18 protein-coding genes and 1 tRNA gene are annotated in these 20,093 nt (G+C 70.6%); 9 read left to right on the top strand and 10 right to left on the bottom strand.

The features are described from left to right. The first annotated feature begins 139 nt into the window (after positions 1-139). Positions 140-212 (top strand) — tRNA-Gln (locus ND450_RS16620). Positions 213-320: 108 nt separating this feature from the next. On the opposite strand, the gene ND450_RS16615 is transcribed toward ND450_RS16620, so the two are convergent. Next, positions 321-1,052, bottom strand: a complete 732-nt coding sequence (locus tag ND450_RS16615) for an inositol monophosphatase family protein (protein ID WP_253327026.1) — start codon at positions 1,050-1,052, stop codon at positions 321-323. A 58-nt stretch (positions 1,053-1,110) separates the two neighbouring features. Here ND450_RS16615 and ND450_RS16610 point away from each other — a divergent pair, with 58 nt between their 5' ends. Both ND450_RS16610 and ND450_RS16605 read left to right on the top strand, forming a co-directional pair. Continuing rightward, on the top strand, positions 1,111-2,085 hold the full coding sequence (locus ND450_RS16610; protein ID WP_253327025.1) for a DUF5937 family protein: 975 nt from the start codon (positions 1,111-1,113) through the stop codon (positions 2,083-2,085). Continuing rightward, the gene (locus ND450_RS16605; RefSeq protein WP_253327024.1) at positions 2,082-2,822 is read left to right on the top strand and encodes a DUF1684 domain-containing protein; all 741 of its coding nucleotides are present in this window, start codon (positions 2,082-2,084) and stop codon (positions 2,820-2,822) included. The genes ND450_RS16610 and ND450_RS16605 overlap by 4 nt, the downstream gene beginning before the upstream one ends. Positions 2,823-2,855: 33 nt before the next feature. On the opposite strand, the gene ND450_RS16600 is transcribed toward ND450_RS16605, so the two are convergent. The 3 genes from ND450_RS16600 to ND450_RS16590 all read right to left on the bottom strand — a co-directional run bounded on the left by ND450_RS16600 (position 2,856) and on the right by ND450_RS16590 (position 5,597). Then, positions 2,856-3,554: an aminoglycoside 3'-phosphotransferase gene (locus ND450_RS16600; protein WP_253327023.1), complete on the bottom strand. Its 699-nt coding sequence runs from the start codon at positions 3,552-3,554 to the stop codon at positions 2,856-2,858. Next, positions 3,551-4,432, bottom strand: a complete 882-nt coding sequence (locus ND450_RS16595; RefSeq protein WP_253327022.1) for a hypothetical protein — start codon at positions 4,430-4,432, stop codon at positions 3,551-3,553. The genes ND450_RS16600 and ND450_RS16595 overlap by 4 nt, the downstream gene beginning before the upstream one ends. Before the next feature lie 148 nt (positions 4,433-4,580). Beyond that, entirely contained in the window at positions 4,581-5,597 is a 1,017-nt protein-coding gene (locus ND450_RS16590; protein WP_253327021.1) for a LacI family DNA-binding transcriptional regulator, read from the bottom strand. A gap of 200 nt (positions 5,598-5,797) precedes the next feature. Between ND450_RS16590 and ND450_RS16585 the strand changes: the two genes are divergently transcribed. Next, positions 5,798-8,470: a BTAD domain-containing putative transcriptional regulator gene (locus ND450_RS16585; protein WP_253327020.1), complete on the top strand. Its 2,673-nt coding sequence runs from the start codon at positions 5,798-5,800 to the stop codon at positions 8,468-8,470. Here ND450_RS16585 and ND450_RS16580 read toward each other — a convergent pair. After that, positions 8,456-8,929, bottom strand: a complete 474-nt coding sequence (locus ND450_RS16580) for a hypothetical protein (protein WP_253327019.1) — start codon at positions 8,927-8,929, stop codon at positions 8,456-8,458. The two genes, ND450_RS16585 and ND450_RS16580, sit on opposite strands and share 15 nt — an antisense overlap. A 47-nt stretch (positions 8,930-8,976) precedes the next feature. Continuing rightward, the gene (locus ND450_RS16575) at positions 8,977-10,452 is read right to left on the bottom strand and encodes a sigma-70 family RNA polymerase sigma factor (protein WP_253327018.1); all 1,476 of its coding nucleotides are present in this window, start codon (positions 10,450-10,452) and stop codon (positions 8,977-8,979) included. Between the two features lie 379 nt (positions 10,453-10,831). Here ND450_RS16575 and ND450_RS16570 point away from each other — a divergent pair, with 379 nt between their 5' ends. Continuing rightward, positions 10,832-11,128, top strand: coding sequence for a YiaA/YiaB family inner membrane protein (locus tag ND450_RS16570; protein WP_253327017.1), 297 nt, complete (start codon positions 10,832-10,834; stop codon positions 11,126-11,128). 3 nt (positions 11,129-11,131) lie between these two features. On the opposite strand, the gene ND450_RS16565 is transcribed toward ND450_RS16570, so the two are convergent. Together ND450_RS16565 and ND450_RS16560 are read right to left on the bottom strand one after the other, a co-directional pair. Continuing rightward, complete coding sequence (locus tag ND450_RS16565; protein ID WP_253327016.1) at positions 11,132-12,346, bottom strand: sensor histidine kinase KdpD; 1,215 nt, start codon at positions 12,344-12,346, stop codon at positions 11,132-11,134. Then, positions 12,343-13,029, bottom strand: a complete 687-nt coding sequence (locus ND450_RS16560; RefSeq protein WP_089911785.1) for a response regulator transcription factor — start codon at positions 13,027-13,029, stop codon at positions 12,343-12,345. The genes ND450_RS16565 and ND450_RS16560 overlap by 4 nt, the downstream gene beginning before the upstream one ends. 133 nt (positions 13,030-13,162) lie before the next feature. Here ND450_RS16560 and ND450_RS16555 point away from each other — a divergent pair, with 133 nt between their 5' ends. Genes ND450_RS16555 through ND450_RS16540 form a run of 4 tightly spaced genes read left to right on the top strand, consistent with a single transcriptional unit; the run spans position 13,163 to position 17,859 of the window. Next, positions 13,163-14,359 carry an ABC transporter ATP-binding protein gene (locus tag ND450_RS16555; protein ID WP_253327015.1) on the top strand — a complete coding sequence of 399 codons (1,197 nt, stop codon included), beginning with the start codon at positions 13,163-13,165 and terminating at the stop codon, positions 14,357-14,359. 10 nt (positions 14,360-14,369) lie between these two features. Further along, on the top strand, positions 14,370-15,650 hold the full coding sequence (locus ND450_RS16550; protein ID WP_253327014.1) for an ABC transporter substrate-binding protein: 1,281 nt from the start codon (positions 14,370-14,372) through the stop codon (positions 15,648-15,650). A 29-nt stretch (positions 15,651-15,679) separates the two neighbouring features. Continuing rightward, positions 15,680-16,957, top strand: coding sequence for an ABC transporter permease subunit (locus tag ND450_RS16545; RefSeq protein ID WP_253327013.1), 1,278 nt, complete (start codon positions 15,680-15,682; stop codon positions 16,955-16,957). Further along, positions 16,954-17,859: a carbohydrate ABC transporter permease gene (locus ND450_RS16540; RefSeq protein ID WP_253327012.1), complete on the top strand. Its 906-nt coding sequence runs from the start codon at positions 16,954-16,956 to the stop codon at positions 17,857-17,859. Before ND450_RS16545 ends, ND450_RS16540 begins: the two co-directional genes overlap by 4 nt. Here the strand turns inward: ND450_RS16540 and ND450_RS16535 are convergent. Together ND450_RS16535 and mycP are read right to left on the bottom strand one after the other, a co-directional pair. Next, a complete protein-coding gene (locus ND450_RS16535) occupies positions 17,849-18,604 on the bottom strand; it encodes a DinB family protein (RefSeq protein ID WP_253327011.1) in 756 nt (251 codons plus the stop codon). The two genes, ND450_RS16540 and ND450_RS16535, sit on opposite strands and share 11 nt — an antisense overlap. Next, positions 18,601-20,016, bottom strand: a complete 1,416-nt coding sequence (mycP, locus tag ND450_RS16530; RefSeq protein ID WP_253327010.1) for a type VII secretion-associated serine protease mycosin — start codon at positions 20,014-20,016, stop codon at positions 18,601-18,603. Before mycP ends, ND450_RS16535 begins: the two co-directional genes overlap by 4 nt. Positions 20,017-20,093 lie beyond the last annotated feature (77 nt).

Genomic DNA, 20,093 nt, shown 5'->3' with positions numbered 1-20,093 from the left:
TCTCGACGAACCGGAGGAAGGGAGCCAGCCGTGATGCAACACATGCGCCATCAGCACGTCTGGTGCTCCTCGGCATGAGCTGACCCTCATGTCCCGGGGAGCCGTCCCGTCGCACACCGCGACGAGGCGGCTTTTTTGATGCCCGTTGGTCCAACTGGCACGGACACCGCGCTCTGAACGCGGAGATCGAGGTTCGAACCCTCGACGGGCAGCCGTGACCGAAGCCGAAGCAGTCGAGGCACCAGGTCGTGGTCCTGGTCGAAGCCGGTGCGAGTCCGGTCGGTCACTCCAGCGCGCGGGATCCGGCGATCACCCAGGCCTCATGAGCCCGGGGTGCCTGGTTCGACACCAGGACGCGCGACCAGCAGGGAGAGGAAGGCGTCGTGCAGGACACCGTTGGTGGCCAGCACGACGTCGTCCTCGACCACCGTCACACGGCCGCCCGCCTCCTCCACGAGCACCGGCAGACACGCCAGGTCGAACTCGTCGAGGCCCGCGCCCGCCGCGATCACCGCGTCCACCCGGCCGGTGATCAGGTCCAGCACGGACGTCGCCCCGTCCACGACGGCGCAGTGCTCCAGAACGGGTTTCCTCCTGCCGTGCAAGCACACGCGCGCACCTTCGACTACGTCCGTTGAGGACACACGAGCGACTTCTTCCTCTCCAGCCTGAAAAACGCGGCAGCCGATGCCCCGCCCGGCCGCCATCGTGATGTCCAGCGACGGCATGACGGACACGGCCAGCGCCTTCTCCAAGGCCAGGTCCACCGAGTACGTCGGCCGTCCGGCCACGAAGTCGGCGGTGCCGCTGATCGGGTCGACCAGCCACCGGCGACCGGAGGTTCCCCGGTGTTCGGCGCGTTCCTCACCCACGACGCCGTCGTCGGGCACCGCCTCCGCGAGCAGGCGGCGCACCAGGTCCTCGACCTCGAGATCGGTCGACGTGACCGGGCTGCCGTCCTCCTTCAGCCACACGTCGGGAGTGCCCGCGGAGAGCACCAGTTCGGCTGCCCGGCGGGCGATCCGCAACGCCAGGCACATGTCGGTCCACATGGTCGCGAAGCTTCGCGCCAGGTGTCCGCCGGGCGTAACTGATGTAGCGTTGTACTACATGATCGAGTTCGTGCTCGGTGAGTCCGACCTGGTGGACGTGCGGTTCGCCGTGTCGCCCCTGAACGAACTGACGCTCAGCCTGCGCGTGCTGAAGAACCCGGCCAAGTACCCGCTGCACCTGCCGTGGGCGCGCGGAATCCGCGATGTCGACGCCGAGGTCCTGCTGGCGCTGTCGACCGAACGCGGCTGGACGCCGGACTTCCTGAGCCCCCGCCCGACCACGCCGTTCACGAGGATCGAGGACGAGTTCGCGGCGTTGCGCGAGACCTCCACCCGCGCCATGCGGCGTGACTTCCGAGCGCTGTTCGGAGGCGTGCCGGACGCGCTGCGCGACCGCCACAGGGTGCTCGGCGCGCTGGAGTCCTACTGGCACACGGCTCTGTCCGGGCAGTGGGAACGGATGCGCGCGGTGCTCGAGACCGACATCGCCCACCGCGGCCGCGCGATGGCCCAGCACGGCCTCGCGGTGATGCTCTCGGGGATCTCCGAACGGATCACCTTCACGAGCCCCGTGGTCCAGGTCCGCATCGCGGGGGCGCCGCCGCGGCGGGTCGAGGCCGGCGGACACGGGCTCACGCTCGTGCCCAGCGTGTTCGCGCGACGCACGGCCGTGCCCGTCGACCCAGGCGCACCGCCGTTGCTGATCTACTCCGCCCGTGGCGCCGGAACGGTGTGGGAGACCGGACGCTGCCGAGGGCCGGAGGCGCTCGCCGGTGTCCTCGGCCAGGTGCGGGCGGACCTGCTGGCCGAGCTGGCACAACCGCGGTCGTCCACCGACATCGCACGACGCACGGGCGTCACGACCTCGGCGGTGAACCAGCACCTGCGTGCGTTGCGTGACGCCGGACTTCTGGCCTCGCAACGCCACGGCCGAAGCGTCGTCTACGCGCGCACAGAACTCGGCGACGCTCTCGTTTCCCACAACGTGGAACGGGGAAGCGCGGCCGCCGAGCCGTTGTTCGCAAGGACATGAGCTTCGCTGAGGACTGGCAGACCTGGAAGACGGAGCGCGAGACGAACCTGGCCGACCCGTACGGGTGGCTGGCGCTGGTCTCGCTCGACTGGCTCGAGACGGCCCCACGCACCTATGAGGGCCTACCGGGCGAGTGGTGGCAAGACAACGACGCGGCCTACTGGCGCAACGACGGCGAGACCAAGCGGTTCGAGCTCGTGCAGAGCGGCGGCGGTGAACGTGTCGTGGCGGGCGACGTGGAGATCGAGGTCGCCCGGCGCGGCGGCTACCTGATCCGCGTGCACGACCCGAAGGCGCCCGTGTTGCAGGACTTCAAGGGCGTTCCGGCGTACGACCCGCAGGAGACTTGGGTGCTGGAGGGCGAATACGAGCCGTTCGACGCACCCGTCCCCACGACGGTCGGTGCGGTGGTCGAAGGGCTTAGCCACGTGTACGAGGCACCGGGCCGTGTGCGGTTCAAGTTCAACGGCACCGAGCACGCGCTGACGGCGTTCAACGGGCGCAACGGCGGGCTGAGCATCCTGTTCACCGACGAGACCAGCGGCGTCACGACCTACGCGGCCAACCGGCAGATCGCCGCCACCCCGCACGACGGCAAGGTCGTGCTCGACTTCAACCGCGCGACGAACCTGCCGTGCGCCTTCACCGACTTCGCCACGTGCCCGCTGCCGCCCGCGGGCAACCACCTGGCGTTCGCCGTGGAGGCGGGGGAGAAGACGCCGTACGAGCGGGGGTAGGGGCGTGTGTCGAGGTCCGGTTCGGTACGGGCCCTAGAAGAACTCGTCGAGCAGCCTATACCAGGCGAGCGCCGACGGGCGGGGGGTGAGGCCGTAGGCGCGGTCGAAAGCGTCTACGGCTTCCCCGCTCAGTTCGCGGTGCACCAGCGCCAGGTCGCGGTGCCGGTCGGACACGCCGAGCCGCGCCACGTCGATCAGCACGGTCGAGCCGTCGGGGCGCAGCAGCACGTTCGACGGGCAGAAGTCCCCGTGCGCCACCACCAGGTCCTCGGTCGCGGGCGCGGTGGCGACCAGTCGCTCCAGCAACTCCTGCGGCGTGGCACCGAGGTTGTCGTCGTCGAAGTCGTCCGGGTCCACGAGACCGGCTTCGACGTTGTGCCGCGCCTGCTCGACGACGACCGCGACCCTGGCGTCGTGAGGGCACGAGGTGACCGGCACCGAGTGCAACGCCCGCAGCACCTCACCCATGACGGTTCCCGCGAGCACGGGGTCGGCCTTGGCCAGCGAGGGTGCGCCGACGTCGGCCAGCACCAGCCAGCCGTCGGCGAACACCTGGACCTCCGGCACCTCGAAGTGCTCACCCAGCCACAGCAACCGGGCGTGCTCCTCGGCGCCCGAGCGCTTCACGTAGCGGGAACCGACGTGCCACACGTCGCCGGACAGGCCCTCGTGGTCGTCGGACCACCCGGTCACCGGGCCGGCAGCGCGCAGCACGTCCTCGGGAATCCTCATTCGCAGGCCGTGCCGTCCTTGTCGCTGTCGAGCCCGTAGATGTCCGTGCCGATGACGCGGATGGGGCCGGCCACGTACGCGGGCCCGTTGCCGGAACCGCCCGCGCAGTCCACGTCCGAGGCGATCGGCACGCAACCACTGTAGTTCGGATCGCACTGCGGCTGGGGCTTCGGGGCGGGCTGCGGTTGCGGCTGGGGCTGGGGGTTCGGCTGCGGCTGGGGTTGGGGTTGCGGCTTGGGCTGCGCGACGGCCGCGGGCGCAGTGGTGGTGGTCGTAGTCGTTGTCGTGGGGGAAGTGGTCGTCGTCGTGGTGCTGGTCGGTGGTGCCACGGTCGTGGTCGTTGTCGTCGTAGGAGCAGCGGTGGTGGTGGAAAGCCCCGCCGCCTTGTTCCCGTCGACCGCCGAGCCGATGATGCCGACGACGAAGAAGAACCCGAGCAGGGCCGCGGCGCTGATCGCCACCGGCGCCACCCACGACTTGCGCGCCGGCATGACGGGCACGACCGCACCACGGGGGATCTCGCGCGGCATCCGCAGGAAGATCTGCAGCAGCCCGTTGCTCCCGCGCTGGACGAACGCCGTGCACCCGGTCGCCCCGCCGCCGGACTCCACGTGCATCAGCACGGGCGCATACCGTTGCGACATCAGGAAAGTCAGCTCGCCGACGCGGTACCCGTCGAGCCGCACCTCGATGCCGCGGTGGCCCCGGTACTTGCCGGAGGCGATCGCGCACCACGTCAGGTTCACGGCGACGTGGCGCGTCACGCCGTCCGGAACCGCGTAGCGCGACAGCACGTCCTGGTGGTGCTGCTCGCCGGTGACGGTCACCGTCACCTCGCCGGGGACCATCACGAGACCGGCCGCCGAGTTCTCGATCACTGTCGCAACTCCCTCGGGTGAGTGCTTACGCGCTCACCATCGAGAAGTCGTACGAGGTGTTACCGGCAGTGCCTCGAGGCTGTGCCGAACGAGTGAAAACCCAGGGCGGTCCGTCACGGATGGGGGAGGCTCACCGATGAAGGTCTTTTCAGGCGCTGGAGCGCAGGACGAGCGACGTGGGCAGCAGCAGCGACGGCGGCAGCCCCGCCTCGCCCGCCAGTTCCGCGAGCAGCCGCCACGTCATCGTGCGCCCGAGCTCCTCGACGTCCTGCCGGATCGTCGTGAGCGGCGGCGTGGCGGTCGAGGCGAACACCGAGTCGTCGAACCCCACCACGGCGACGTCCTCGGGCACCCGGCGGCCTTGTGCGTGCAGCACCTGCAACGCGCCGAGCGCCATGATGTCCGCGGCGACGAACACCGCGTCGAGGTCGGGGGCCTTGCGCAGCAACGACTCCATGGCCCGCGCGCCGCTCTCCGGCGTGAAGTCGCCGTGGGCCACCAGGGTCGCGGGGAGCTTTGCCTCGCCGAGGCCCCGCTTGAAGCCGCTCAGCCTGTCGGCGCCCACGGCCATGTCCTTGGGGCCCGCCACGGTCGCGATGCGCTTGCGGCCCAGGGACGCCAGGTGCCGCGCGGCCTCCAGGGCGCCGGTGAAGTTGTCGGCGTCCACGAACGGGACCGTGGCGCCGAGGGGACGGCCGCCGGAGACCACCGGCAGGCCGAGGTTCGCGAGCATCGGCACCAGCGGGTCCTCGCCGTGCAGGCTCACCAGCAGCGCGCCGTCGACGTGGCCGCTGCTCAGGTACGCCACCAGGTCGTCGGTGTCGGAGGGCTGGCTCATCATCAGCAGCAGCTGCATGTGGCGGCCGGCGAGCTCGGAGTGGACGCCTCGCAGGACGCCCGCGAAGAACGGGTCGGACAGCACGCGGCCGGTCGGCTCCGAGACCACCAGGGCGATGGCGTTGGCCCGGTTGCCGGCGAGTGCGCGCGCGGCCTGGTTGGGGGAGTACCCCAGCTCGGCGATGGCGGCGTGCACGGCCTCCCGGGCCTTCGCACTGACGTACTGCTCGTCGTTGATGACGCGCGAGACGGTCGACTTCGACACCCCGGCGACCCGCGCGACCTCTTCGATCCGGGGGCCGGGACGTCGCTTCGCCGTCTCGGTCATGCGGTCATCCTAGGCTGCCTGGCCGGACCACGATCTGCTCAGGGCCATCTTCGTTCCCCCTCTTCACAGCGGCGTGAGCCGAGTTTCCAAGATCGTCCGCACAAATTCCGCACAGCACCCCCGAGTTCTGGCACCATGCCCCCCGAGGAGGGTCAGTGCGGTATCGGCTTCTTGGGCCGCTGCAGATCTGGCGTGGGGGCGTGGAACTGCGGCTGGGCGGGCCCCGGCAAAGGGCACTGCTGGCAGCGTTGGCACTGCACGCCAACGAGACGGTCAGTTTTGAACATCTGAGCGAGGCGGTGTGGGAATCTCCACCCGCTGCTCCCGAATCGAACATCCGGACCTACGTCGCCGCCCTGCGCAAGCTCGTGCTGGACGACCTCGTCACCGTTCCCGGCGGCTACCGGCTCGTGGTGCCGGGCGACGAGGTGGACGTCGCGGTCTTCGAGCGGCTCTGCGAGGCGGGCGACGAAGCGCTGAAGCAGGGTGATCACCGGGAGGCGGTCGCGCGGTACGGCGAGGCGCTGCGGTTGTGGCGCGGCCCGGCGCTCGACGGCCTCACCGTGGGGCCGCGGCTCGAAGCCGAGCTCACGCTGCTGCAGGAACGGCGGCTCACCGTCGCCGAGCAGCACGCGCGGCTGTCGATCGAGCTGGGCCAGGGCGAGCGGCTGATCGCCGAACTGAGGCGGCTGACCAAGCAGTTCCCGCTGCGCGAACAGCTCTGGCTCCAGCTCATGCACGCGCTGCAACGGGCGAACCGGCCCGCCGAGGCGTTGCAGGCGTTCGAGGACGTGCGGGTGCTGCTCGCCGACGAACTGGGCACCGATCCGGGCGGGGAACTGCGGGACCTGCACGCGCGGCTGCTGCGCGGGGACGAGCCGCGGCCCGCCCTGAACACGCTCCCGCGCGACGTCGCCGACTTCACCGGCCGCGCGGCCGAGATCGAACGGCTGACCAGGGCCGTCACCGGGAAGTCGGCGGTCGTGATCTCCGCGATCGACGGCATGCCGGGCGTCGGCAAGACGACGCTCGCCGTGCACTTGGCGCACCGTCTGGAGTATCCGGACGGTCAGCTGTTCATCGACCTGCACGCGCACACTGCGGGCCGTGCGCCCGTCGAACCGACAGACGCGCTCGACGTGCTGTTGCGCGCGCTCGGGCTGGAAGAGATCCCGGTCAGCCTGGACGAACGGGCCGCCATGTGGCGTGCGGAGCTCTCGCGCAGACGGTTGCTCGTCGTGCTCGACAACGCCGTGAGCGCCGACCAGGTCCGTCCGCTGCTGCCGGGCGTGCCGGGCTCGTTGGTGCTGGTCACGTCCCGTGCGCGGCTGGTCGAGCTGGAGGGCACGTCGACGCTCACGCTGGACGTGCTGTCCGAGGCGGAGGCGTTGCAGCTGTTCGCGACGATCGTCGGCGACGAACGCGGCACCGACGACGCGGCCCGCGAGGTCGTCGAGCTGTGCGGACGGCTGCCGCTGGCCGTGCGCCTGGCCGCCGGACGGCTCCGCAGCCGTCCCACCTGGACCACCGCCCACCTCGCGACGCGGCTGCGCGAGGGACGATTATCCGAGCTGGACGCGGTCTTCGCGTTGTCGTTCGGCCAGCTCCCCGCCGCTCACCAGCGGCTCTTCGGCCTGCTGGGCCTGCACCACGGCACGGACTTCGACGTCGACCAGGCCGCGGCGCTGGGCGAGCTCGACCTGCTGGAGTGCGACGGGATGCTCGAGGACCTCGTCGACGTGCACCTGCTGGAGGCGACGACGCTCGGCCGCTACCGGATGCACGACCTGCTGCGGCAGTACGCGCAGTCCAAGGTGGACGGCACCCGCGCGCCGCTGACGAGGCTGCTCGACCACTTCCTGGACACGGCGAACCAGGCGACGCGGCTGATGTCGCCCGCCGCGCGCAAGTACGAGGTCGACATCACCTACCGGCCGGCCTCGCGGCTGGTGCTGCGCGACTACGACCACGCGGTCGAGTGGTTGGAGACCGAACGCCAGACGCTCGTCGCCGCCGTGGCGTTGTCTCTCGACGGTGGCTGGCGCACACACACGTGGCAGCTCGCACGCGCGTTGACGTTCTTCTGCATGGTGCGCGGCCACACGCGTGACTGGGCCACGATCAACGAACTGGCGCTGGAGGCCGCGAAGGACGAGCCGGTCGCGCTCGCGATCACCACGAAGAACTACGCGATGGTGTTCTGGCAGACCGCGCAGTACCCGAAGGCGATCCACTACAACGAACGTGCCATCGAGATGCTCCGCGAGCTGGGCGACCTGCAGGGCGTGGCGGGCACGCTGAACAACCTGTCGCTGGTCTACCGCACCCTCGAACGCCACGCCGAGGCCGCTGAGCTGCTGGAACAGGCCATCACGGTGGCGCGGCAGCTCGGTGACCGGCACCTCGAGTCGCAGGCGATGAGCAACGTCAGCAACATCTACAGCGCGCTCGGCCGCTACGACGAGGCGTTGCAGGCGTGCACGGCGGCACTCGAGTTGATGCGCGAGATGGGCAGCCGCCGCGACGAGGCGGACACCCGGAGCGCGCTCGGCATGATCCTGCACGCCATGGGCCGGCACGACGAGGCGTTGGAAGCGCTGGAGTCGGCTCTCCAGGCCGTGCGCGCGATCGGTGACGTCACGACGGAAACGGTGGTGCTGAACTACCTCGGCGAGGTGCTGACCGCCGCGGGACGTCCGGACGAGGCCATCGCGCCGTTGCGCGAGGCGCTGGAACTGGCCGAACGGATCGACGACAGGCGTGAGGCGGCGAACGCGCACAAACACCTCGCCCACGCCGTCAGCGACCCGGCCGAGGCCGCCCGGCACCAGCGGGAGGCGGACGAGAGGTTCGCGGCGCTAGGCACCGCCTGACCGCGGGCCCGGCCTCCCGCCGGGCAGCACCGCGCCGCGCGGCAGTCCGTCCCGCAGCAACGGCAGCAGCCGCGGGTGCTTGCTCATGAGCACCGCGGCCGTTCCGTTGCGCTGCTGGGTCCTGCGGCAGAAGTGCGGCGAGAGCGGCACCCCGAGGTACGCCTCGGCACGGGGTCCGTAGAGGACCGCGCCGCCGAGCCCGCACCACGCCGCCGCGACCGCCTGCCCGCCGCTCCACACGTACCCCTCGACGTACACCGCGCCGTGGTTCCGGCCCACCTCGCTGAAGGCGTCGCTGAACGTCACCTGCGGCTGCAGCCGGGTCGCCGGGCCGGCCGACCACCAGGTGCCGAGGTCGAGCACCAGGCCCTCCACGCTCGCGTGCGCCCACTCCGAGTCGTCGACGAGCGTGCGGAACGGCAGTTCCAGCCCGGTCAGCGCCTCGGTGAGCTCCTCCACCCGCCCATGGTGCGGCGTGAGGACCGATCCCGCTGTCCGAAGTGGACTCAGCCCTGCGCCTGGACGATGGTGATCGGGATGCTGACCTCGACCGGTCCCGCCACCCCGGTGATGACCCCGTCACCCGCCTTGTTGCCCGCCTGCAGCCGGGCGCGGAAGGTGATCGTCTGGCCGGGGGCGAGCGTCTGGCCGCCCTCGCACGTGACGACGCCCTTGCCGGCCGGGCAGGCGATGAGGCCCACCGAGGTCTTGCCCGCCCCGACCGTCTTGATCTTGTCGGGCATGGTCAGCGTCAGCGTCGGCACCGTCGTGGGCGCGTCGCCGTTGTTGGTGATGCTGACGTTCATCTCGTTGGCCGGGCCGTCGGTGGTCATGGTGATCCCGCTGGGCGCCGACCCCGACAGCTCGGCCTCGCCCGCGGGGACGACGGTGTTGTTCGTGGTCGTCGCGGGCCGGTTCGCGCCGGTGGTGCCCTGCGCGGCCGTTCCCGCCGAGGTGCCCTTCGTCGGCGTGGCGCCCGCACTCGGCGTCGTGCCCGACTCGCTCGTCGCGGCGTCCGCCGAGACGCTCGTGCTGGTCGGGGCAGCGCCGACGACCGTGGTGACGGGTCCGTTGCCCGAGCTGACGACGACGCCCGAGGCCACCACGACGACCGCCGCGGCCGAGGCGGCCACGCCCAGCCACGAGGCCGCGCTGAGGGTGACGACGGCGCCCTTGGTCGCGGTCGCCGCCGCGGCCAGGTAGCCGGCGGTGCCCGTGCCCAGGACGATGGGGGCGACGAGACCGCGCAGCGCGCCGTTCACGTCGGAGAGCTCGCTGGCGAGCTTGCGGCACTCGGCGCAGGTGTCCATGTGCTCGTCGATGTGGACGGCGTCGCGTCCCTTGAGGCCGCCGCGCGTCCAGGCGCCGAGCTTCGTCACAGTCGGGCGGCAGGTCTCCGCCGGTTCCTGGTTGACGTGTGCCTGCAAGAACGCCTTGCGCAGGCCCTCGCGCGCACGGAACGCCATCGCGGAGACGCCGTTCGGGGTCAGGCCGAGCAGCGGTGCGATCTCGCCCGGTGACTGGCCCTCGATCGCGGTGTGCCACAGGACGGTCCGCCACCGCTCGGGCAGCGTCGCGAACGCCGTCGCCGCCAGCGTCTGGTCCAGGTCCTCGACTGCCTTGTCGCGGAACGGCACGCTGGTCGCCTTGGCGGCGCCGGGAACCTCCTCGACGTCACCGGCCAGCTCGACCCGCTTCTCCTTGCGGGTGCGGTCGTACGCCGCGTGCCGCACCGCCGTCAGCAGGTACGGCCGGAACGACGCGCCCGGACCGCCGCCGGCGCGCAGTGCCGCGAGGACCTTCGCGAACGCCTCCGACACCAGGTCGTCGGCGTCCGACGACGACGAGGACAGCTGCAAGGCCAGCATGTTCGCCGAGCGCACGTGACGTTCGTAGAGCTTGCCGTACTCCTCGACCCTGCCGTCTCTGACGGCATCGATGAGGTCGGCATCCGACGGCGGTCGTCCACGCTGCCCGATCAAAGAAAGCCGCCTTAACGTGATGCCCTGTACTGATACGCGGACCCTATCGACATGACTCAAGGTGAACAATCCACGCATACGAACTCGATGTAATAAAAGAGGTTTTGGTCCGGCGCAAGTCGCGGCGAACTCGGGCCGGAAGGCCCTGGCGCTCGCGTCTCCTTGGCCTGGTGGACATCCGGCTCTGCGCCGAAAGCACCAACCGGCGATGAGCCGGCGGCACGCACGCGGCGTTTCGTCGTGACCAGAAATGTGTCCAGTCGGAATTCGTTCCCGGTCGACGGGGAGAACGCTCCACAATGGACCTTTTTGGCGCCGAACAGCAGAACTGAGTAGCCGTACTCATGACAGCGGGGGGATGACCCACGACTCTCGGACCATGACGTCCTCCGCGCCCACGCACACCCCGACGACCGCGGCCTTCTACGTGCAGGCGGTCCTGTCGTTCGGGCTCTCGCTGACCGCCGTCACCATCGGAGTCGTGTTCCTGCCCGTCGACGGGTGGGTGCGCGCGTTCCTGAGCATCGCGATGCTCTACACCGTCACCTCGGCGTTCACCCTCGCCAAGGTGCTCAGGGACCGGCAGGAGGACGCCTACATCCACAGCCGGGTTGACAGAGCCCGGCTCGACAAGCTGCTGACCGACCACGACCCGTTCAAGATCGACGCGGCCTGATCCTCAGGGGTGACCGCGCCACAGCCGCCACGCGCGGGGGCTCGCCGGCTCGTGGTGGCTGTTGGCCTCGGAGAACCGCAACCGCACGCGGGCGCCGCCGAGCCGTCCGCGCTCGAGGTGGATCGTGCCCCCGGTCGCCTCCGCGGCCGCACGCGCGATGTCGAGACCCAGCCCCGTCGACCCGCCCCCGCTGCTGCCCCGGTGCAACGCCGAGGACGGATCGGCGACCCCGGTGCCGCCGTCCTCGACGACGAGCGTCACCCACCCGGCGTGCCGGACCACCGACACCCCGACCGGCGCGGCGGGAGGCGTGTGCCGGAAGACGTTCTCCAGCAACGTGTCCACCACGGCACCCAGCGCGTCCGGCGCCAGCAGCACCCAGCACGGCTCGCCCACGTCGATCTCGCACACGCGGCCCTGGTCGGCCGCGTGCGCGGACCAGAACGCCATCCGCGACTCCACGACCGCCGCCACGTCGCACTTGCCGGCCGTGTCGCCCTCGACCGGGTGCAGCGACTGGATGATCCGGTCGACGTCGTGGCCCAGCGTGCTGACGGCGCTGCGGATCCGGTCGGCGACGGGGCCGGGGCCGATCGCGTCGGCGTCGAGCCGCAGGGCCGCGAGCGGTGTCCGCAGCCGGTGCGACACGTCCGCGATCATCTCCCGTTCCTTCGCCAGCAACTGCGACGTCCGCGAGGAGGCCTCGTCGATCGACTCGGCGAGCGCCTCCAGTTCGCGGGGACCGCGCAGCCGCACCCGCCGCCCGACCGACGTGGTCAGATCGCGCAGGGCCGCGAGCACCGGCGTGAAAGGCCTGTGCCCCAGCCACACCGCCACTCCCACCGCCACGAGCGCGATCCCGGACACCAGCAGGACCGGGAGGAGCGGGAACGGCACGGACGCGGGCACCACCGACACCACGGACCCGCCGGCGGAAGCCACGCGCGGGCCACCGCCGGCACCGAGCCGCGTGCCGTCCTCCAGCACCACGGACAACCGCCCCTCGGCACCGGCGGTGGTCCGGGCGATCGTGCCGCGGACCGCGTCGGGGTCCGAGGACACCGCGAGCACACCGGCGACCACCGCCGCGTCCCGCCGATCGGCCTGGGCGGCCGTCGAGACCGCGTGCGAGTGGAGCAGAAACCCGGCGGTGGCCACGAGAACCACGGCGACCAGCCCGGTGGCGAGCAGCAGAGCGCGGGTGATGACCGCCCTCATCCGGGCGCCGCCAGCTTGAACCCGACTCCCCGGACCGTGTGCAGGTAACGGGGGTGGGCCGCCGTCTCACCGAGCTTGCGCCGCAACCACGACGCGTGGACGTCGATCGTCTTGTCGTCGCCGACGTACGGGTTGCCCCACACGGCCTGGATCAGCTCGCGGCGCGAGATCACCCGCCCCGGCCGTTGCGCGAGGTAGGCGAGCATGTCGAACTCCCGCCTGCTCAGCGCGAGAGCGGACTCGCCGAGCGACGCCAGGCGCTGGGCGAGGTCGATGCGGAGATCGCCCAGCGCGAGCAGGTCGGCGGACGCGGTCGTACCGGTGCCCGTGCGGCGCAGCAGGGCGTTGATCCGCGCGGCCAGGTGCTCGGCCGAGAACGGTTTGACGATGTAGTCGTCCGCGCCCGCGTTCAGCGTGCTCACGACCGAGCTCTCGGCTCCCCGCGCCGTCGCCACGATGACCGGGACGTTGCTCACGCCGCGCAGCATGCGCAGGGCGGCGACGCCGTCGAGGTCCGGCAGTCCCAGGTCGAGGATCACCAGGTCGAGCTCCGACGTGCCGGCTTCGCGCAACGCGGCCACGGCGGTGCCGACGGCCTGCACGACGTGCCCGAGGTCGGTCAGCGCGTGCACGAGCGCCGCCTGGACCACCGGGTCGTCCTCGACCACCAGCACCTTCGACATACACGCAGGGTAAGCAGCGAACCCGCCGATGGGGAGAGGGGGCGGGAGCTTATCTCGATCGTGCTACGTCCTTAAATCTCCCTTAGGGCTGCCGCCTCTACGGTCTGCAGTCACACCGAACCGGGGAGTGGGCGTGGCAGAAGTCGTTCTGACGGGGCTGGGCAAGGCCTACGGTGACGGCACCCGTGCCGTCACCGACCTCAACCTGGAGATCCGCGACGGCGAGTTCCTGGTGCTCGTGGGCCCGTCGGGCTGCGGCAAGACGACGGCGCTGCGCATGATCGCCGGGCTCGAGCAGATCACCGAGGGCACGATCCACATCGGTGAGAAGGTCGTGAACGACGTGCCGTCGCGCGATCGCGATGTTGCGATGGTGTTCCAGTCGTACGCGCTCTACCCGCACCTGAACGTGTACGACAACATCGCGTTCGGCCTCACGCTGCGCAAGCTCCCCAAGTCCGAGATCGACCACCGCGTGCGCGAGGTCGCCGAGGTCCTCGAACTGACCGAGCACCTCGATCGCAAGCCCCGCAACCTCTCCGGCGGGCAACGGCAGCGCGTCGCCATGGGCCGGGCGATCGTGCGGGCCCCGCAGGCGTTCCTGATGGACGAGCCGCTGTCCAACCTGGACGCGAAGCTGCGCGTGCAGATGCGGGCGCAGATCGCGCGGATCCAGCGCGAGATCGGCGTGACGACCGTGTACGTCACGCACGACCAGACCGAGGCCATGACGCTCGGCGACCGCGTGGCCGTCATGCGCCGCGGGGTGCTCCAGCAGGTGGGTCCTCCCCAGGAGCTCTACGACCGGCCCGTCAACCTGTTCGTCGCGGGCTTCATCGGCTCGCCGGGCATGAACCTCGTGTCCGCGAAGCTCGACCGGGACGGCGACGACCGGTTCTGGGTCTCGCTCGGCTCCGACGCGTTGCTGCTGCCGGAGTCCGTGCTGCGCCAACGCCCGAAGCTCGAGCAGTACGTCGGCGGTGACGTCGTGGTCGGCATCCGCCCGGAGGACATGGAGGACACCGCCCTGGCCGACGCGCAGGAGGGCGAGATCCTGCACTCCGTCGCCGATCTCGTCGAAGCGATGGGGTCCGACGTGCTCGTGCACTTCCCCGTCGACGTCCCGCCCGTCGTCACCGACGACACCCGCGAACTCGCCAGGGACGCGGGCACCGACGACCTGCCCGGCACCGGCGGCAAGGGGACCGTCCTCGTCGGACGGTTCAGCCCGCGCACCCGCATCTACGAAGGACAACCCGTCGCCGCCAGGGTGGACACCTCCCGGCTGCACTTCTTCGACCCGGCCACCGGGTCCTCGATCTGGAAGTAGGAGAGCTTCAATGGGGAAGCAATGGATCGCGCTGCTCGCACTCACCGCCGCCGCGTGCTCCGGAGGTGCCGCGGGAACCGGGACTTCTGAGGACCTCAAGGGTCAGACCGTCGAGGTCGTCGGACCGTGGACCGGCGACGAGCAGAAGGCCTTCGAGCAGGTGCTGAAGGTGTTCACCGACAAGACGGGCGCCGAGGTCAGGTACACACCCGCCGGGGACGAGCTGCCGACGGTCGTGCAGACCAGGATCTCGGGCGGCACACCACCGAACGTCGCCCTGATCGCGCAACCCGGTCTCGTCGCCCAGTTCGCGAAGGCGGGCGCGCTGAAGCCGGTGGGCGCCGACGTCGAGAAGGCCGTCACCGACCACAACGCGGCCGTGTGGAAGCAGCTCGGCAGCGTCGACGGCAAGCTCTACGGCTTCACCTTCAAGACGGCCAACAAGTCCGCGTTCTGGTACAGCGAGAAGGCCTTCCAGCAGGTCGGCGCGACGCCGCCCGCGACGTGGGACGACCTGATCAAGGTCAGCAAGGCGATCTCCGAGACGGGTCTCGCGCCGGTGTCGGTCGGCGGTGCGGACGGCTGGACGCTCACCGACTGGTTCGAGAACGTCTACCTGCGCACCGCGGGCCCGGAGAACTACGACAAGCTCGCGAAGCACGAGATCCCGTGGACCGACCCGACCGTGCGCAAGGCGTTGGAGGAGCTGGCGAAGCTCTGGGGCGACCCGACCCTGATCGCGCCCGGCGCGCTGCAGACGGAGTTCCCGAAGTCCGTCATCACCGTCTTCGGCGAGCCCTCCGGTGCCGCGATGGTGTTCGAGGCGGACTTCGTCGCGAGCATCATCACGACCAACACGAAGGCGAAGGTCGGCCAGGACGCCAAGTTCTTCCCGTTCCCGTCGGTCTCGGGCAGCAAGGACGCCGTCGTCGCCGGCGGTGACATGGCCGTGCAGTTCAAGGACGACAAGGCGACCACCGAGCTGATGAAGTACCTGGCCTCGCCGGAGTCCGGCAAGGTGTGGGCCGAGCTCGGCGGGTTCCTCTCGCCCAACAAGGACATCCCGGAGAGCTCGTACCCGGACGCCGTGACGCAGGACCTCGCGCGGCGGATCGTCGACGCCGGGGACAACGTCCGGTTCGACATGTCCGACCTCGCACCGGCCGCGTTCGGTGGCACGAAGGGCGCGGGGGAGTGGAAGGACCTGCAGGACTTCCTGGCCGACCCGAAGAACGTCGACGGCATCATGGCGCGCCTGGAAGCGAACGCGGCGAAGGCCTACGGCGCATGACGCCCAGAAGGCGGAGTTTCAGTCCGAACGTGGACGCCGCGCCGGGGCGCTCGCCCCGGCAGGCGATCCCGTTCCTGCTCCCCGCACTGGTGGTGCTCGCGGCGCTGGTGCTGTACCCGCTGGTGTACTCGCTGATCCGCAGCTTCTTCGACGCCTCGGGTGACGAGTTCGTCGGCCTGGGCAACTACGTCGAGACGTTCACCGACCCGCGCACGCTGATCGCCTTCCGCAACAACGTGATCTGGGTGGTGGTCGCGCCTGCGGCCGTCACCGGCATCGGCCTGATCCTCGCCGTGCTGACCGAACGCGTCAGGTGGGCGACGGCGTTCCGGCTCGTGCTGTTCATGCCCATGGCGATCTCGTTGTTCGCCTCCGGCATCATCTTCCGGCTCGTGTACGAGGAGGCGCCGAACCAGGGCGTCGTGAACGCGGTCGCGGTGGGCGTGCACGACGTCTTCAGCCCGGCCTCGCAGTACCCCGGTGCGCGGCCGCGGGACGGTTACGCCGCAACGGAAGCGGGCTTCACCGCGATCCGGCCGTCGCGGGCGGGCGACACGATCTCGTTGCCGCTCATCGGGTATCCACCGCAGGACGTGCCGCCGCAGGCGCTGCCGGCCTCCCCGCCGACCGCCGGCACGGGGGAGCTGCGCGGGGTGCTGTGGCTCGACGTGTCGATCGGCGGCAGGGCGGGCACCGTCGACCCGACCGAGCGCGGCCTGCCGGGCGTGGCCGTGGAAGCGGTGCGGGACGGGCAGGTCGTCGCCCGCACCACGACCGGTGACGACGGCAGGTTCACCTTCCCGGACCTCGGCGCCGGTGACGTCACCGTGCGGCTGCCTCCCGAGAACTTCGCGCTGCCGTTCCGCGGCCTGACGTGGCTCGGGCCGTCGTTCATCACCCCGGTGATCATCTCGTCGTGGATCTGGATCATGACCGGGTTCGCGATCACGTTCATCGCCGCGGGGCTGTCGGCGATCCCGCGTGACGCGCTGGAGGCCGCGCGGGTCGACGGCGCGACGGAGTGGCAGGTGTTCAAACGCGTCACCATCCCGCTGCTCTCCCCGGTGCTGCTGGTGGTGTTCGTGACCCTCGTGATCAACGTGCTGAAGATCTTCGAGCTGGTGTTCGTCATCGCGCCGGGCTCGGTGCAGTCCGAGGCCAACGTGCTGGCCCTGCAGATGTGGCAGGTGTCCTTCGGCACGGGCGGCGACCAGGGAGCGGGCAGCGCGCTCGCGGTGATCCTGTTCCTGCTGGTGGCGCCCGCGATGCTGTTCAACATCCGCCGATTCCGACGGGAGCGGTCGTGACTGCTGTGGCGGACGAGGTCCGCATCGACGTGCCGGTCTCGGGAACACCGAAGCGGGGCTTCCTGACGCGGCTGGTGTCGAGGCTCGGCAACGGGGTCGTGCAGGTCGTGCTCGCCCTGGTGGCCGTCTTCTGGCTCGTTCCGGTGTTCGGCCTGCTGATCGCGTCGTTGCGCGACGAGTCGGCCAACACCGCGAGCGGCTGGTGGACCGTGTTCACCAAGCCCGCCGAGCTGACGCTGGCCAACTACACCGACCTGGTGGCGAACCAGGCGGTGTGGCAGTCGTTCCTCAACACCTTCTACATCGCCGTGCCCGCAACGGTTCTGGTCGTCGTGATGGCGTCGCTGGCCTCGTACGCCCTGGCGTGGATCGAGTTCCCGGGCCGCGAGACGCTGACGGTCGTCGTGGTGGGGCTGCTCGTCATGCCGATCCAGGTGGCGCTGATCCCGGTGGCGAAGCTGTTCGGCGCGCTAGGCCTGTTCGGCACGATCACCGGCGTGGTGCTGTTCCACGTCGCGTTCGGCCTGCCGTTCGCCATCTTCCTGCTGCGCAACTTCTTCACCGGCATCCCGCGCGACCTGATCGAGGCCGCGCGGATGGACGGCGCCACGGAGTGGGTGATCTTCAAGCGCGTCATCCTGCCGGTGGCGAAGCCGGCGATCGCGTCGCTGACGATCTTCCAGTTCCTGTGGGTGTGGAACGACCTGCTGGTGGCGCTGGTGTTCGCGGACCAGGACTCGGCGCCGATCACGGTGGCGCTGCGGGCGCAGTTGCGGCAGTTCGGCACCAACATCGACATGTTGTCGACCGGCGCGTTCCTGTCGATGGTCGTGCCGTTGGCGGTGTTCCTGGTGTTCCAGAGGTACTTCGTGCAGGGGGTGCTGGCCGGGTCTACGAAGTAGAGCCGCGGGTGATGGTGTCGAGGTCGCGCGTGGCGTAGCGCAGGTGCTCCCACTCCTCCTCGAGGATGGTGTGCAGGCACGACAGCGTGGTCTCGGGGTGCTCCGGACCCCACGGATTCGCCCGCACCACGGCGAGGTCGGCCGGTGTCGCGGTCGCCAGGAAGTCGCGGACCATCGCCGTCCGGTCTGCCCTGGCCGCCAGCACGTCGGCGTAGGGCGGGACGCCGGAGACGAAGACGGACAGGTCGTGGCCGTCGGTCTCGTACTCGGCGTTCGGCATCCCGAGCGGGTGGTAGGGCTTCTCCCGGCCGAGGACCGCTTTGCCGAGCCAGGTGTCGGTCGCCATGACGAGGTGGCGGACGGTCTGGGCGAACGACCACTCGCCGTCCACCGAGACGTCCTGGGTGCCCGGTGGCAGCGCCGCGACCCGCTCGACCGCCGCGGCCCAGGCGGTCTCCGCCTTCGCCCACGCCGCGCGCAGCCCGTCCGGGTCCTGCGCGCGGCGCTCGGAGCGGCCGGGGAAGCGCCGGTCCAGTTCGGCGTCGACGAACGGTGTGACGTCGACACCGTTGACCAGCAACGTGTTCCTGCCGTCGAGCAGCCACGGCGCGTCGATGTCCGTGCCGCCGACCTCGACCGCGCGCAGCACCACGCCGGAGAAGTCCGCTCGGGTGAACCGGGCACCACGCAGGCTCACGTCGGTGAAGGTGGCGCCCCGCAGGTCGTCGGGGTGGCTGAAGTTCATCCGCCGAGCTTCGCACGCCGTCGCCGCTCGATCGAGTTGAGGACGAGCAGCGTCAGCATCAGCAGCCCGAAACCGATGCCGACGCCGCTCAGGGCCACGACCACCGGTGGCCAGTCGCGGCCCGGTGGCGGGGTGACGGTCGTGAGGATCTCCCTTTGCCTGGGGCTCGGGAAACCGGCGGACTCGGCGGGCAGCACCGCTGTCAGCGCGGCCACCGGGTTCACCATGCCGAAGCCGACCCGGTGGTCCCTTCCGGACACGTTGCCGGGGTGCAGCGCGGTGGCCTTGAGCCGGTCCATCACCTGGCGCGCCTTGAGGTCCGGGAACCGCTCGCGCACCAGCGCGGTGATGCCCGAGACGTAGGGGGCCGCGAAACTCGTCCCCTGGATCTTCTGCTCACCGTCGGCCTTCACGTTCGAGTTCGTCAGGCCGGTGCCCTTGGGGTCGACGGAGATGATCTCCTCGCCCGGCGCGGCGATGCTGACCCACGGGCCCCAGACGCTGAAGCCCGACACCTCGCCGGAGCGCGCCATCGACGCCACCGACAGCACGTCGTCGGCGAACCACGCGGGTGACGAGATCGAACTGACCCTCGCCGGGTCGATGTTGTTGTTCTGCAGTGGACAGCCGGCCTTGGGGTCGAGGTTGCCCGCCGCCGTCACGACCACGGCGTTCTTGACGTCGACCGCGTACCGGATCGCGGCCTGCAGCGCCCGGTCGTCCGCGCTGAAGTCCTGGGGGGTGCCGCAGTTCGTCAGGGAGATGTTGATGACCCCGGCGCCCTGGTCCGCGGCGCGCACGATCGCCTGCGCCAGCGTCGAGACCTTGCCGGCGGAGGTCCGCTTCTCCCTGGTGGCGTCGCCCTTGAACTCGAAGCGATCGCTGGTCTGGCGGATCGCGAGGATCGTCGCCCCCGGTGCCGCGCCGACGAAGTCGCCCTCGGTCCTCGCCGCCGCCGCGACGCCCGCCACCTCGGTGCCGTGGCCGTCGCAGTCGTCCGCGCCGTTCTTGGTCCCGCTGACGTACTCACCGGCCGGAACGACGCGGCCGCCGAAGCGCGGGTTGCGCGGGTCGACACCCGTGTCGATGATCGCGATCTTGACGCCCTTGCCGGTCGCGAACCGGTGCGCCTGCTCGAGGTTCAGGTGGACCTGGCCCCACGGCATCTGCTCGATCAGCTCGTTCTTGGTGTCGGACGTGACGCAGCCCTTGCCGGTCGGCTCGTACGGCACGTCCGGCCCGCCCGTGTCCCTCGGCGGCGGGGTGCCGGGCGGCAGCGCCGGCGGCACCGAGTTCGGCTGGACCGCGGACGACGGCTGTGCGGAAGCCGCCGGAAGTGTGCCTGTCAGCAACAAAAGCGCCGTGGTCGCCGTTGCCGTGGCACGGCGGAACCCCGTGGTATCGATCTTCACCTGTGACCCCCCGGTCCACCCCCACCGACCCCCGATCGGTGTTGACGAGAGTCCACCACAGGAGGCCCGCAGGCCGC

Source organism: Lentzea sp. HUAS12 (assembly GCF_024125735.1).
In the GTDB taxonomy this organism is placed as follows: domain Bacteria; phylum Actinomycetota; class Actinomycetes; order Mycobacteriales; family Pseudonocardiaceae; genus Lentzea; species Lentzea albida.
This window is presented reverse-complemented; position numbering and strand designations above follow the sequence as displayed.